The sequence below is a fragment of the Streptomyces sp. URMC 123 genome (assembly GCF_051386515.1).
Classification (GTDB): domain Bacteria; phylum Actinomycetota; class Actinomycetes; order Streptomycetales; family Streptomycetaceae; genus Streptomyces.
In genome coordinates this window covers 24417-38171 of the sequence record NZ_JBPQTV010000026.1, presented here as the reverse complement: position 1 = coordinate 38171, position 13755 = coordinate 24417, and the positions used below count along the sequence as shown (strand labels likewise).

The following is a 13755-nucleotide window of genomic DNA, read 5'->3' as shown; positions in this document are numbered from 1 at the left end:
GCCCGGGGGTTCACGGGGGCGCGCGGGGGCCGCGGCGGCGGCCGAAACGAGAGGAAGGAGGCGCCCGTTGGGGACTGCCTCCTCCCTGATGACGGCCGGCCCCGACGTGGGCCGGGCCGGCTCAGCCCGACTTGCGACGGAAGTTGCGGCGCTGGGCGCTCGGCCCTTGCATGCCGTTCACCTTCGACCGCCCGTCCTCGTGCGCCTGGCGCTCCTGGGACCCGCGGGTCTTGCGCTCCAGGGCCTCCCGGAACTTGCGCTTCACATCATCGGCGTCGGTCTCGGCCTCAATATGTTCGGGTGTCTCTGCCATGTGGACCTCCAGCCGGTACAACAACGGTGACCAGCAGCTTCGCATACCGGCGCGCGGGGGGCGAGCGCTTTCGCACGCCCATGACCCCGTTCCCGCCCCGCCGGGCCCCGTACGACCGCCCGGCCGGACCGCGCGGGAACGGGCGTGAACCCGAACGTACGACGCCCGGCACGGCCCGGCTCGATGACCGCATGTCACGGGCGCCCGGTCCCGGTGCTTCCAAGACCCAGGCCGAAGGGAAGCGAACTGAAATGACTTACCGAACACCATCCCCCATGCTGAATCGCCTCCGTGCGGTGGAATGGATCGGCAGCTGGGACGACGCGTTCAGGCATGTCATGTCACGCCGCGTCCTGATGCGCGAATACATGCGGCGGGCGGCCGTGTGGGCCCAGGCCTACTCCGTCGAGAACGAGTGGCCATTCTTTGATGTCACCCCACACGTGGCCCCGGAGTTTCGGCTCCCGCGCGATCTCTCCGACGAGCTTGAGGAATACCTGACCCATGTGCCCGGCGGGGCAACCAGACGCCCGTGTGCGGGCCCGATGGCCAGGGGCCGCTGCTCAGGCGCCGCGAGCTGCGGGACGAACAGTACGACGAGCGGTTCAGCCCGAACCTGCGCTGGGAGCCGGCAGATCGCATCCCTGACCCCGATGAAGAGGTCGAGCGCGCGGGCTTGACACAGCTCGACGAGTTGGAGGCGGCCAAAGTCATCGAGGTGATGGCGGCGCTCTACCGGGGGGTCAGCTCGACATCGACAACAGCGCTTTCACCCGGACCGCGATGTCATCGTCCTCCAGGGCGACGCGGCAGACGCTGAGGTCCGATGTGATCCTGCGGAGCACTTTCAGCCACTCGGAGACGAAGGAAACGATCCCGACGGTCAACCGACTCCGATCATTGAGCAAAAACTCGTAGCCCCCGTGCACGCTTTCCCAGCGAGAATCAATCCTGAGCCCATCCCCATCACGCGCGAGATCCCATTCAGCGGAGAATGTGTCGGACCCCCAGTGCACCTGCGTGTGAGAGAACGCCGGATTCTGGACTTCTTCCAGCAGCGGAACGAGATCATCAAGCAGGACAGGGATGTCGTATCGGTATTCAAGCCGCACCGGAACCCGGTTCCAGAACAGGATCGCGTCCTCGGCCCCCATGGGATACATCTGCCCCGTCGCGTCCGCCATGTCCGCCGCCGACCCGACCTCCAAGGTCTCAGGGTTCCCTGATTGCAGCCAGAAGCTCACGCCTGCCCTCCCGCTGATGCTGTTGAGGTGCCGCTGTGCCGCCCGGGCAACAGAAAGGGCCAGGTCAGACGGTGTCTGACCTGGCCCTTCTCTGAGCCGCCTAAGGGAATCGAACCCTTGACCTACGCATTACGAGTGCGTCGCTCTGGCCGACTGAGCTAAGGCGGCGAGCTGCGGAAATGTTCGCCGTGGAGCACGGGAACGGGAACCGCAACGGCGCCAAGTCTACACAGTCGGGCGGGGTGCCTCGCACCGGGGTTTGGGGGCGGGATCGCCCGCCGAGGCACTCCGGTCGCGCCGGGCGGACGGAGCCGCACATACTGGGCCGAGGTTCTCATTCCTGGGCATCACGCCCATGTGCCCGGTGGCGCACGCCCCCCGTGCGCCCGGCGGAGAGTGAGGTGCCCGTGGCGCGAGACCCCTCGCACGGCGAATCCGAGCCCGGCTCCGGCCCCAGCTCCGGCCCCGGCTCCGGCCCCGGTTCCGGCCCCAGCCCCGGCTCCGCTTCCGGCCCCAGCGCCGACGCCCGAGAAAGCCGAAGCCGCGGCGGGCGCGGGGGCCCGGCGGCGAGCGGCCCCGGACCGCGCCGGCCGCCGAGCTGGGCGCGGAGCGGCCCCCACCCCGGCCAGGGCGGCCGGCACGCCGCCGGCGCCGCCGGCGGCGGCGACCGCTGGGCCATGCTCGCCGTCCTCTGCGCCAGCCTCCTCCTGGTGGCCATGGACGCGACCATCCTCAACGTCGCACTGCCCTCCCTCATCGACGATCTCCGCCCCGGCGCCCTCGCCCAGCTGTGGATCATCGACATCTACGGGCTCGTCCTGGGCGGCCTGCTCGTCACCGCGGGCGCCATCGGCGACCGGCACGGGCGCAAGATGCTCTTCCTGACCGGGTTCGTCCTGTTCGGGCTGGCCTCGGTCGTCGCCGCCACCGCCGACTCCTCCGCCCAGCTGATCGCCGGCCGCGTACTGCTGGGCATCGGCGGGGCCATGGTCATGCCCTCCACCCTGTCCCTCATCCGCAACATCTTCACCAACGCCCGCGAGCGGGCGCTCGCCATCGGCGTCTGGGCCGCCGTGGCCGGAGCCGGCGCGGCCGTGGGGCCGCTGATCGGCGGGCTGCTCGTGGAGCGGTTCGGCTGGGCGGCGGCGTTCTGGGTGAACGTCCCCATCGTGCTCGTCACGGTCGCCGCCGGGATCTGGCTGCTGCCCGAATACCGCGACGCGCACCCCGACCACCGGCTGGACTGGCCGAGCGCCCTGCTCTCCGTCGTCGGCATCGTCGCGCTCGCCTGGGCCATCAAGCACGTGGCGAAGGGCAGCCTGGCGGTCGGCGACCTCGCGCTGCTCGCCCTCGCCCTCCTCGTGCTCACCGTGTTCGCGCGCCGCCAACTCCGGCTGGCCGACCCCCTGCTGGAGGTGCGGCTGTTCACCAACCGCGCCTTCCTCGCCGCCGCGCTGGCCACCCTCCTCGCCATGCTCGCGATTGGCGCCGCGCTCTTCCTGGTCTCGCTGTGGCTCCAGTACGTCCACGGCTACTCACCGTTCGAGGCCGGCCTGCGTACGCTCCCCGTCGCCATCGCCGCGCTGGCCGGCGCGCTGCTCTCGCCCCGGCTGATGGAGCGCCTCGGGGTCCGCTCCGTGCTCGCCATCGGCCTCGGCGCGCTGGCGGCGGGCTTCGCCCTGCTCGCGCTCTCGCCCGAGCCGACGCACTACTGGGTCGTCGCCGTCGTGCTGGCCGCCCTCGGCGCGGGCGACGGCCTCGCGATCACCGCCTCCGCCTCCGTGATGATCTCCGCGGTCCCGGCGGAGCGCGCGGGGCAGGCCGGCGCGGTGTCGGAGACCTCGTACGAGCTCGGGGTCGGCCTCGGCGTGGCCCTGCTCGGCAGCATCCACGGCGCCGTCTACACCAGCCGGATGGTCGGCCGGACGGACGGCCTGCCGCTGTCGGACGGCGAGCTGCACTCCGCCCGCGAGTCGGTCGGCGGCGCGTCCGAGGTCGCCGAGCAGACCGGCGGCACCGCGGGCGCCGAGGTGCTCCGCGCCGCCCAGGAGTCCTTCGACAGCGCGCTCACCACGACCGCGTACGTCTCGATGGGCCTCGTGCTCGTGGTCACGCTGCTCGCCGTGTGGCTGGTGCCGCGCGGCTTCTCGGCGACCGCCGCCCACTGATCCACCGGGCCGCGACCACGGATCACCGGGCCGGCCCATCCGCCCACTGAGCCGACCCACCGCTCACCGGGCCGCGCCCTGGCCGCCGGGCCGGGACCCCGGCCGCGTCAAAAGCCCTACCAAAAGCCCTAACGGCACTTCGTGCCGCCCTTCGGCGCCTTCCCCTCCAGCAGATACGTGTTGATCGCCGTGTCCACGCAGTCGCTCCCCCGCCCGTACGCCGTGTGCCCGTCCCCGTCGTACGTCAGCAGCGACGCCGACTCCAGCTGGCCGGCCAGGCCCTGCGCCCACACGTACGGGGTCGCCGGGTCGCGGGTGGTGCCCACGACCACGATCGGCGCCGCGCCCTTGGCCTCGATCCGCACCGGGCGGCCCGTGGGCTCGACCGGCCAGTACGAGCAGTTCAGCGCGGCCCACGCCAGCCCCGTGCCGAAGACCGGCGATGCCTCGCGGAAGGACGGCAGCTCCCGCCGTACGTCGTCCGGGCCGCGGAAGGCCGGCGGCAGGTCCAGGCAGTTCACGGCGGGGTTCGCGAACATCAGGTTGGCATAGCTGCCGTTGGCGTCCCGCTCGTAGTACAGATCCGCGAGCCGCAGCAGAGGACTGCCGTCGCCGTCCATGGCGCTGCGCAGGGCCGCGCGCAGTTGCTGCCACGCGCCCTCGTCGTACATGGCCGCGATCACACCCGTGGTCGCCAGCGACTCGGTCAGCTCCCGCTTCTGGCCGGCGCGCGCCGGCTGCGCGTCGAGCTTCCGGAAGAAGCCCTGCAGCTTCTCGCCGGCCTCCTCCGCGCTTCCCGTGCCGAGCGGGCAGTCGTCCCGGTCGACGCAGTCGTCGGCGAACGCCCGGAAGGCGGTCTGGAAGCCAGCGGTCTGGTCGCGGTTCATGCGCAGCGCCGACAGGGACGGGTCCATCGCGCCGTCGAGGACCAGCCGGCCGACCCTGCCGGGGTAGAGGCCCGCGTACGTCGCGCCCAGGAAGGTGCCGTACGAGGCGCCCACGAAGGTGAGCTTCTCGTCGCCCAGCACCGCCCGCAGCACGTCCATGTCGCGCGCCGAGTCGATCGTCGACACATGCGACAGGACGCGCCCCGACCGCTTCTGGCAGCCCTGGGCGAAGGTGCGGTAGGCCGTCACCAGCCGGTCCACCTCGCGCTGGTCGTCGGGGGTCTGGTCGACGACGGTGTAGGCGTCCATCTCCGCGTCGGACAGGCAGCGCACGGGCTCGCTGCGGGCCACGCCGCGCGGGTCGACGGCCACCATGTCGTACTGCGCGCGGACCGGCGCGGGATAGCCGATCGCCGCGTAGCTCTGCAGGTAGCCGATGGCCGAGCCGCCGGGGCCGCCGGGGTTCACCAGGAGAGAGCCGAGGCGCTTGCCGGGGCCGGTGGCCTTCTTGCGGGAGACGGCGAGCTCCACCTCCTCCACGGCGGCCCGCGCCCGGCTCCCGCCCTGCCCGTTCGCGCCGCCCTGACCGTTCGTTCCGTCGACGGCGTCGTAGTCGAGCGGGGCGCGGATCGTGGCGCATTCGAAGCCGGGCACTCCACAGGCGCGCCAGGACACCTTCTGCTCGTAGTACGGCTTGAGGCCGGCCGGGATCTCGGCCGCCAGGGGCCGCAGTACGGAGGCGCCGCCGCCCGCCACGATGTCGCCGGAGGGGGAGGCGGACGCGTTGGGGGTCGCCGACGCGCTCGGTGTCGAACCACTCGACGAGCAGCCGGAGATCAGCAAGCCGGCCACCGCGAGAACGGTGCCGGTGGTGCGGAGCAGTCGGCTGGTGTCCATGAGCCCTACCTCAGTTCTCACCCGGGTCGCGCGGCACGACCGCCAGTTGTTCACGTCGTTCACGTCATTCACGGTCATCCGCGCTCAATCGCGTCCATCCGCGTACGGGATCATTGAGCGTAGCCGCAGTGCCACCGTACGTGTTCGCTTCGGAGTGTTTTTCGCCCTGCCGTTTCCGGTTGACGAAGGTGTCCGACCGGCCGAGCCCCGGGCGCGTGCGCCCCCGGCCGCCCCGGTCCGTACGCCGTCAGCCCGCGCGCAGCGCCATGGTCATCGCCTCCACCGCCAGCAGCGGCGCCACATTGCGGTCCAGCGCCTCCCGGCAGGCGATCACCGCCTGTATCCGGCGCAGGGTCCGCTCCGGCGTGGAGTCCCGGGCGACCCGCTCCACGGCGTCCCGCTCGCTCTCGTTGGCCAGGCCCACGGAGGAGCCGAGCTGGAGGGCGAGCACATCGCGGTAGAAGCCGGTGAGGTCCACCAGGGCCAGGTCCAGGCTGTCGCGCTGGGTACGCGTCGCCCGCCGCTTCTGGCGGTCCTGGAGCTCCTTCATCGCGCCCGCCGTGCCGCGCGGCAGCCGGCCTCCGGTGCCGGCGGCGGCGCCGAGGGCGGCCCTCAGCTCCTCGGTCTCCTTGGTGTCCACCTCGTCGGCCACCTGCTTGGCGTCCTCCGCGGCGGCGTCGACGAGTTCCTGCGCCGCCTTCAGACAGCCGCCGATGTCGGCGACCCGCAGCGGGAGCTTCAGCACGGCCGCCCGGCGCGCCCGCGCCCGCTCGTCGGTGGCCAGCCGGCGGGCCCGGCCGATGTGCCCCTGGGTGGCGCGGGCGACGGAGGCCGCCAGCTCCGGCTCGATGCCGTCCCGGCGGACCAGCACATCCGCGACGGCGTCGACCGGCGGGGTGCGGAGCGTGAGGTGCCGGCAGCGCGAGCGGATCGTGGGCAGCACGTCCTCGATCGACGGCGCGCACAGCAGCCAGACGGTACGGGGGGCGGGCTCCTCGACGGCCTTCAGCAGGACGTTGCCCGCGCCCTCGGTGAGGCGGTCGGCGTCCTCCAGGACGATCACCTGCCAGCGGCCGACGGCCGGGGAGAGCTGGGCGCGCCGTACGAGCTCGCGGGTCTCCTTCACGCCGATCGACAGCAGATCGGTGCGGACCACCTCGACATCGGCGTGGGTGCCGATGAGGGCGGTGTGACAGCCGTCGCAGAAGCCGCAGCCGGGGGCGCCGCCCAGGGCGCGGTCGGGGCTGACGCACTGGAGCGCGGCGGCGAAGGCGCGGGCGGCGGTGGAGCGGCCGGAGCCGGGGGGGCCGGTGAACAGCCAGGCGTGCGTCATCTTCGACGACGCCGGCGCCTCGGGGGGCGCGTCATCGGCACCGGAAGGGGCCTGGCCCGCGGCCTCGTCGGCCGTCACCAGGGCGTCCGCGTCGCGCGCGGCGGCGGCGAGCTGCTCCGTCACCCGGTCCTGCCCGACCAGGTCGTCCCACACCGCCATAGCCGTCCCTTCGCCGTGCGCCGCCGTGCGCGTTCCATTGTGGGGCACGCCACTGACACTCCCGGCCCACGCTCGGCGCGAGGCTCGGCGCCCGCTCCCCGCGGGGCCCCTGCCCACGGCTCGAAACCGGGCCCGAGCGCCCCGTTACGCGCGAGGGCCCGCGCCGTGTCCCGGCGCGGGCCCTCGTCTCCTGCTTTTCCGTTCTTCCGTGGGTCAGCCGCGGCGGGGGCGCCGCCGGCGCTGGTCGTCCTCGTCCTCCGGCGGGCCGAGGAGCTCGTCGGCGAGCGACGGCGCCTGGTCCTCGGCGGGGGCCGGCTCGGCCCACGCGGGCCGCCGCCGGGATCGGTCCTCGGTGACAGGCCGGCCGGATGCCGGGTCCACCTGGGGCAGCTCCCGGGTCCGCTCGGCGTCCGGGTCGGTCGCCGCGGGGCGCGCCTCCTCGTCCTCGGGGCGGAAGAGCCACGGGGGCACCCGGTCCGTCGGGTCGGCGGGGCGCTCGGGGTGCCGCGGCTTCGACCGCGGCGCGCTCCCCGCGGCGGAACGGCCCGCGTCCGCGCCCGCGCCGGCCTCGCCCCGTACGGGCGGAAGCACCGCGGTCTCGTCGGCGTCGTCCCCGGCGGATGTGCGCGGCAGTACGGCCGTCTCGTCCGCCTCGGGACGAACCGGCGGCAGTACGGCGGTCTCCTCCGCGTCGGGGCGGACCGGCGGCAGTACGGCGGTCTCGTCCGTCGGCGCCTCGGCGGTACGCGGGTCGTCCCCGGCATCGGCACCGGTACCGGCACCGCCCTCGGACCGTACGGGCCGCACGGGCCGCAGAACGGTCGTCTTCTCCGCATCGGAACCCGCCGCGGAACCCGCCGCGGAACCGGACGTGGCACCGGGTGAGGAATCGGAAGGTCGCGCTCCGGACGGCTCCGCTCCGGACGGCGCGGCCGCCGCCACCCGCGGATCGGCCTTCGGCATCGGAACCGTCTGCGTCACCTCGGACTCCGACGTCTCGCCCCGGCCGTCCTCGGCGCCACCCGGACGCCCCTCCGCGCGCCGTCGGCTGGTGCCCAGCACGGGATCGCGCCGCGCCTCCGCGCGCTCCCGCGCCTCGGCCCGTTCCCGCGCCTCCGCCTCCAGCCGGGCCTGCTCGGCCCGCAGCAGGGCCTCCTCGGCCTTGCGCTGCTTCTCCAGGCGGCGGGCCTCCGCCTCCGCCCGGAGCCGCGCCTGCTCCTGCGCCAGGCGCCTCAGCCGCTCCTGCTCGGCCACCCGCGCGGCTTCCTCCGCCTCGCGGCGCTTGCGCTCCTCCTCGGCCAGCCGACGCGCCTCCTCGGCCCTGCGGCGGGCCTCCTCGGCCTGCCGCTCCAGCTCACGGCGGCGCGCCTCCTCCAGCTCGTGGCGCTTGCGCTCCTCCTCCTCGGCGCGCAGCTTGGCGAGCTGCTCCTGGCGCTCGCGCTCCAGCCGCTCCTCCTCGGCCTTGCGGGCGGCCTCCTCGGCCTCCCGGCGGCGGCGCTCCTCCTCGGCGGCCCTGCGGGCCTCCTCGCGCGCCGCGATCTCCGCCTCCGACAGCGGCAGCATCTGGTCGAGGCGGTGCCGTACGGCCGTGGTGACGGTCTCCGGGGCCTGGCCGGCGTCCACCACCAGATACCGCGCCGGGTCGGCGGCGGCCAGGGCGAGGAACCCGGCCCGCACCCGCTGGTGGAACTCGGCCGGCTCGGACTCCAGCCGGTCCGGGGCCTCGGTGAAGCGTTCCCGCGCGGTCTCGGGCGAGACGTCGAGCAGAACGGTCAGATGCGGCACGAGGCCGTCCGTCGCCCAGCGCGAGATGCGGGCGATCTCCGTGGGCGACAGGTCGCGCCCGGCGCCCTGGTAGGCCACGGAGGAGTCGATGTAGCGGTCGGAGATGACCACCGCGCCGCGCCCCAGCGCGGGCCGGACGACGCTGTCGACGTGCTCGGCCCGGTCCGCCGCGTACAGCAGCGCCTCGGCCCGGTTCGACAGCCCCGCGCTCGACACGTCCAGCAGGATGGAGCGCAGCCGCTTGCCGATCGCCGTGGCGCCCGGCTCGCGGGTGACGACGACCTCGTGGCCCTTGGCGCGAATCCACTCCGCCAGGGCCTCGACCTGGGTCGACTTGCCGGCGCCGTCGCCGCCCTCCAGGGCGATGAAGAAGCCCTTCGCGGCCGGCGCCTGCTCCGGGTCGCCGCCGCGCAGCGCGTCCCGCAGGTCGCGCCGCAGCGGCACGCCCTGCCGGTCGTCGAGCCTGCCCAGGACGACGGCGGCCACCGGCAGCAGCAGGGCGCCCAGCAGCATCAGGGTGAAGGCCGCGCCGCCGTGGGCGAAGACGAACGAGCCGTCGGCCAGCCGGTGCGGTCCGATCCCGGCCGCCAGCAGCGGGGCGACGAGCGCGCCCAGCGCGACCAGCAGGCGGACCACGGCGTGCAGGTGCTCCGTCGTACGGGCCTTGCGCGCCTGCTCCGTCTCCTGGTCCAGGAGGGTGTGTCCGGTGTTGGCGGCGATGCCCGCGCCCGTGCCGGCGAGCAGGAGCAGCAGCAGTACGGTCGTCGGGTCCGGGGTGAGCCCCGCGGCGAGCAGGGCGATCCCGGTGACGGTGATGGACAGGGCCAGCAGCCGGCGGCGCGACAGCGCGGGCAGCACCTTGCGCGCCGTACGAATGCCGAGACAGGTGCCGCCGGTGAGGGCGAGGACCAGCAGGGCGAAGGAGACGGGGCCGCCGCCCAGGTCCCGCGCCTGGAGCGCGGCCACGCCCACGGCGCCCGCGATCGCGCCCGCGACGGCGGCGCAGGCGAGGACCAACAGCGGGACGGCGCCCGTACGGCCCTTGTCGGCCGCGGTGCCGGACGCGGAGCTCTTGGCCGGCCTGCGCAGCCCCTCCAGGGGCGAGCGCGGGCGGGGGGTCTGACCGCCGGGCAGTTCGAGCACGTACAGGACCGAGATCGAGGCCGCGAACAGTCCTGCGGCCACGTAGGAGGCCAGCGCCACCTGGTGCAGGTGGAACCACTCGATGCCGGACCCGAAGAGATTGCTGACCAGCGTGATCAGCAGCAGCGTGGCGGCCGCGAGGGGCAGCGCGACGAAGCCCGTACGGAGCGAGAGGCGGCGCAGCGCGTCCAGGTGGTCGGGCAGGGGCCGTACGGCCGCGCCCTCGGCCGGGGGCGCCGGCAGCAGCGCCGGCGCGGCGCCGTCCTTGGCGACCGTCCAGATCCGCTCGGCGGCGCCGGTGACGAAGGCGGTGGCGAGCAGGACGGTCAGCGCGTGGGCCGGTGTCCAGTCGATCCACAGGGGCGCGACGACCAACAGGCCCAGCCGCGCCCCGTCCGCGCCGATCATCGTCCAGCGGCGGTCCAGCGGCCCCGACGGCGCGGTGAGCGACGACAGGGGGCCGAGCAGGACGGCGCCGAGGAGGAGGGTCGCCAGGAGGCGCGCCCCGAAGGCCGCGGCGACGGCGAGGGCCGCGCCGCGATAACCGCCTCCGAGGGAGCCCTCGGCGACGGCCGCCTGGAGCGCGAGCAGAACGAGCACCAGCACCGACAGGGCGTCGCCGACGCCGCCGACGAGCTGGGCGCTCCACAGGCGCCTCAGTGCGGGGAGTCGCAGCAGGGCTCGTACGGCGCGCTCACGGGAGTCCTCGGCGAGGGCGCCGGAAGTGGTGGTCACGTCCGTTGGCTGCTCGGTACGCGTCATCCGGCCAGCCTATCCGGAGTCCGGGGCCCCGGAGGGGCGCCCGGGTGAACGGCGCCTAGGAGGCGTCCTCGGGCCCCGCGGCGGCCTTCGCCGAGGCGGTCGCCTTCTTGGCCGCCGTCTTCTTCGTGGCGCCCGCGGCGGCCGTCTTCTTCGCCGCCGTCTTCTTGGCGGCGGTCTTCTTCGCCGTGGTCGCCGTCTTCTTCGCGGCGGCCTTCTTCGCCGGCGCCTTCTTGGCGGTCTTCTTCGCCGGGCCCTTGGCCCGCTTCTCCGCCAGGAGCTCGAAGCCGCGCTCCGGGGTGATCGTTTCGACGTCGTCGTCGCGCCGCAGCGTGGCGTTCGTCTCCCCGTCGGTGACATACGGCCCGAAGCGGCCGTCCTTCACCACCACCGGCCGCCCGCTGACCGGGTCGGCGCCCAGCTCCTTCAGCGGCGGCTTGGCGGCCGCCCGGCCCCGCTGCTTCGGCTGGGCGTAGATCGCCAGCGCCTCGTCCAGCGTGATGGTGAAGATCTGGTCCTCGGTCTCGATGGAGCGCGAGTCGGTGCCCTTCTTCAGATACGGGCCGTAGCGGCCGTTCTGGACGGTGATCTCGGCGCCCGACTCGGGGTCGGTGCCCACCACCCGCGGCAGCGACATCAGCTTGAGGGCGTCCTCGAGCGTGACGGTGTCCAGCGTCATCGACTTGAACAGCGACGCCGTGCGCGGCTTCACCGCGTTCTTGCCGGTCTTCGGCGTGCCCTCGGGCAGCACCTCGGTGACGTACGGGCCGTAGCGGCCGTCCTTGGCGATGATCGGGTGGTGCGGCGGCTCGGGGTCCGTGCCGAGCACGCGCTCGCCGCTCGGCTTCGCGAGCAGTTCCTCGGCGAGCTCGACGGTGAGCTCGTCCGGCGGCAGGTCGTCGGGCACGTCCGCCCGCTGGCCGGGCTCGCCCTCGACGTCCGAGGGCCGCTCGACATAGGGGCCGTAACGGCCGACGCGCAGCACGATGCCTTCTCCGACCGGGAAGGACGAAACCTCCCGGGCGTCGATCGCACCCAGATCGGTGACGAGCTCCTTCAGGCCGCCGAGGTGGTCGCCGTCGCCGTTGCCGGCCTCGGCGGCGCCGCCCGCGGTGCCCTCGGTGGGCTCGCCGAAGTAGAAGCGGCGCAGCCACGGCACGGCCTCCGCCTCGCCGGCGGCGATGCGGTCGAGGTCGTCCTCCATCTTGGCGGTGAAGTCGTAGTCGACCAGCCGGCCGAAGTGCTTCTCCAGCAGCCCGACCACCGCGAAGGACAGGAAGGAGGGCACCAGGGCGGTGCCCTTCTTGAAGACGTACCCGCGGTCGAGGATGGTGCCGATGATCGACGCGTACGTCGACGGGCGGCCGATCTCCCGCTCCTCCAGCTCCTTCACCAGCGAGGCCTCGGTGTAGCGGGCCGGGGGCTTGGTGGCGTGGCCGTCGGCGGTGATCTCCTCGGCGGACAGCGGGTCGCCCTCGGCCACCTGGGGCAGCCGGCGCTCGCGGTCGTCGAGCTCCGCGTTGGGGTCGTCCGCGCCCTCCACATAGGCCTTCATGAAGCCGTGGAAGGTGATGGTCTTGCCGGAGGCGGAGAACTCGACCTTCCGGCCGTCGGCGGCGGTGCCACCGATCCGTACGGTGACGGAGTCGCCGACCGCGTCCTTCATCTGGGAGGCGACGGTCCGCTTCCAGATGAGCTCGTAGAGGCGGAACTGGTCGCCGGTGAGACCGGTCTCGGCCGGGGTGCGGAAACGATCACCCGACGGCCGGATCGCCTCGTGCGCCTCCTGGGCGTTCTTGACCTTGCCCGCGTACTGCCGCGGCTTGTCCGGCAGGTAGTCGGCGCCGTAGAGCTGGGTCACCTGGGCGCGGGCCGCCGCCACCGCCGTCTCCGACAGCGTGGTCGAGTCGGTACGCATATAGGTGATGAAGCCGTTCTCGTACAGCTTCTGCGCGATCTGCATGGTCGCCTTGGCCCCGAAGCCCAGCTTGCGCGACGCCTCCTGCTGGAGGGTGGTCGTGCGGAACGGGGCGTACGGCGAGCGGCGGTACGGCTTGGACTCGACGGACCGGACCGCGAAGGAGGTCTCGGCGAGCGCGGCGGCCAGGGCGCGGGCGTCGGCCTCGTTCAGGTGCAGGACCTGGGCGCTGTCCTTGAGCCGGCCGTTCGAGCCGAAGTCGCGGCCCTGGGCCACCCGGCGCCCGTCGACGCTGGCGAGGCGGGCGGCGAGCGTGCCGGGGTCGGTCGGGTCACCGGCGCGGCCGGTGGCGAAGGTTCCGGTCAGGTCCCAGTACTCGGCGGAGCGGAACGCGATGCGCTCGCGCTCGCGCTCCACGACGAGCCGGGTGGCCACGGACTGGACCCGGCCGGCGGACAGCCGGGGCATGACCTTCTTCCACAGCACCGGCGAGACCTCGTAGCCGTAGAGGCGGTCGAGGATGCGGCGGGTCTCCTGGGCGTCGACCAGGCGCTGGTTCAGCTCGCGCGGGTTGGCCACGGCCTCCCGGATCGCGTCCTTGGTGATCTCGTGGAAGACCATCCGGCGCACCGGGACCTTGGGCTTGAGCACCTCCTGGAGGTGCCAGGCGATGGCCTCGCCCTCGCGGTCCTCATCGGTGGCGAGGAAGAGCTCGTCCGAGTCGGCGAGCAGTTCCTTGAGCTTGCTGACCTGGCTCTTCTTGTCGGCGTTGACGACATAGATCGGCTGAAAGTCGGCGTCCACATTGACGCCGAGGCGTGCCCAGGGCTCGCCCTTGTACTTCGCCGGGACCTCCGCGGCACCGTTCGGAAGGTCGCGGATGTGCCCGACACTGGCCTCGACGACGTATCCGGGACCCAGGTAGCCCTTGATCGTCTTCGCCTTGGCAGGCGACTCGACGATGACGAGTCGGCGGCCGCCGCCCTGTGCGGTGTCGCTGGTCGGGGACAACTTCGCTCTTCTTCCGGTCGAGGCTCGATACAAACGGACGCTGGGGTGACAACACGGTGACGCTGCGGAGTGTGACGGTACCTCCCGCCCCCGTGTCAAACGGGAAAAGCCCGCAACGCCACTCGAACGGTAACCCGA

Annotated in this window: 7 protein-coding genes and 1 tRNA gene; 1 reads left to right on the top strand and 7 read right to left on the bottom strand. The window is 73.5% G+C overall.

Annotated features, from left to right (window positions below):
* Nucleotides 1-121 precede the first annotated feature (121 nt).
* The 3 genes from ACSNOD_RS06215 to ACSNOD_RS06205 form a co-directional block, all read right to left on the bottom strand.
* Nucleotides 122-313, bottom strand: a complete 192-nt coding sequence (locus tag ACSNOD_RS06215; protein WP_436765725.1) for a DUF5302 domain-containing protein — start codon at nucleotides 311-313, stop codon at nucleotides 122-124.
* Between the two features lie 743 nt (nucleotides 314-1056).
* Nucleotides 1057-1557, bottom strand: coding sequence for a hypothetical protein (locus ACSNOD_RS06210; RefSeq protein WP_436765724.1), 501 nt, complete (start codon nucleotides 1555-1557; stop codon nucleotides 1057-1059).
* Between the two features lie 94 nt (nucleotides 1558-1651).
* Nucleotides 1652-1725 (bottom strand) — tRNA-Thr (locus ACSNOD_RS06205).
* Between the two features lie 509 nt (nucleotides 1726-2234).
* On the opposite strand from ACSNOD_RS06205, the gene ACSNOD_RS06200 reads away from it, so the two are divergent.
* Nucleotides 2235-3725 carry an MFS transporter gene (locus tag ACSNOD_RS06200; protein WP_436765728.1) on the top strand — a complete coding sequence of 497 codons (1491 nt, stop codon included), beginning with the start codon at nucleotides 2235-2237 and terminating at the stop codon, nucleotides 3723-3725.
* Nucleotides 3726-3853: 128 nt separating this feature from the next.
* Here the strand turns inward: ACSNOD_RS06200 and ACSNOD_RS06195 are convergent, their stop codons facing one another.
* The 4 genes from ACSNOD_RS06195 to topA all read right to left on the bottom strand — a co-directional run bounded on the left by ACSNOD_RS06195 (nucleotide 3854) and on the right by topA (nucleotide 13617).
* A complete protein-coding gene (locus ACSNOD_RS06195; RefSeq protein WP_436765723.1) occupies nucleotides 3854-5509 on the bottom strand; it encodes an alpha/beta hydrolase in 1656 nt (551 codons plus the stop codon).
* Between the two features lie 247 nt (nucleotides 5510-5756).
* On the bottom strand, nucleotides 5757-7001 hold the full coding sequence (locus ACSNOD_RS06190) for a DNA polymerase III subunit delta' (protein WP_436765722.1): 1245 nt from the start codon (nucleotides 6999-7001) through the stop codon (nucleotides 5757-5759).
* A gap of 213 nt (nucleotides 7002-7214) precedes the next feature.
* A complete protein-coding gene (gene tmk, locus ACSNOD_RS06185; protein ID WP_436765721.1) occupies nucleotides 7215-10691 on the bottom strand; it encodes a dTMP kinase in 3477 nt (1158 codons plus the stop codon).
* Between the two features lie 55 nt (nucleotides 10692-10746).
* Entirely contained in the window at nucleotides 10747-13617 is a 2871-nt protein-coding gene (topA, locus tag ACSNOD_RS06180) for a type I DNA topoisomerase (RefSeq protein ID WP_436765720.1), read from the bottom strand.
* Nucleotides 13618-13755: the final 138 nt, after the last annotated feature.

Coding starts and splice junctions, on each gene's coding strand:
- ACSNOD_RS06215 (WP_436765725.1), bottom strand. CDS start 313: ATGGCAGAGACACCCGAACATATTGAGGCCGAGACCGACGCCGATGAT.
- ACSNOD_RS06200 (WP_436765728.1), top strand. CDS start 2,235: ATGCTCGCCGTCCTCTGCGCCAGCCTCCTCCTGGTGGCCATGGACGCG.
- ACSNOD_RS06195 (WP_436765723.1), bottom strand. CDS start 5,509: ATGGACACCAGCCGACTGCTCCGCACCACCGGCACCGTTCTCGCGGTG.
- ACSNOD_RS06190 (WP_436765722.1), bottom strand. CDS start 7,001: ATGGCGGTGTGGGACGACCTGGTCGGGCAGGACCGGGTGACGGAGCAG.
- tmk (WP_436765721.1), bottom strand. CDS start 10,691: ATGACGCGTACCGAGCAGCCAACGGACGTGACCACCACTTCCGGCGCC.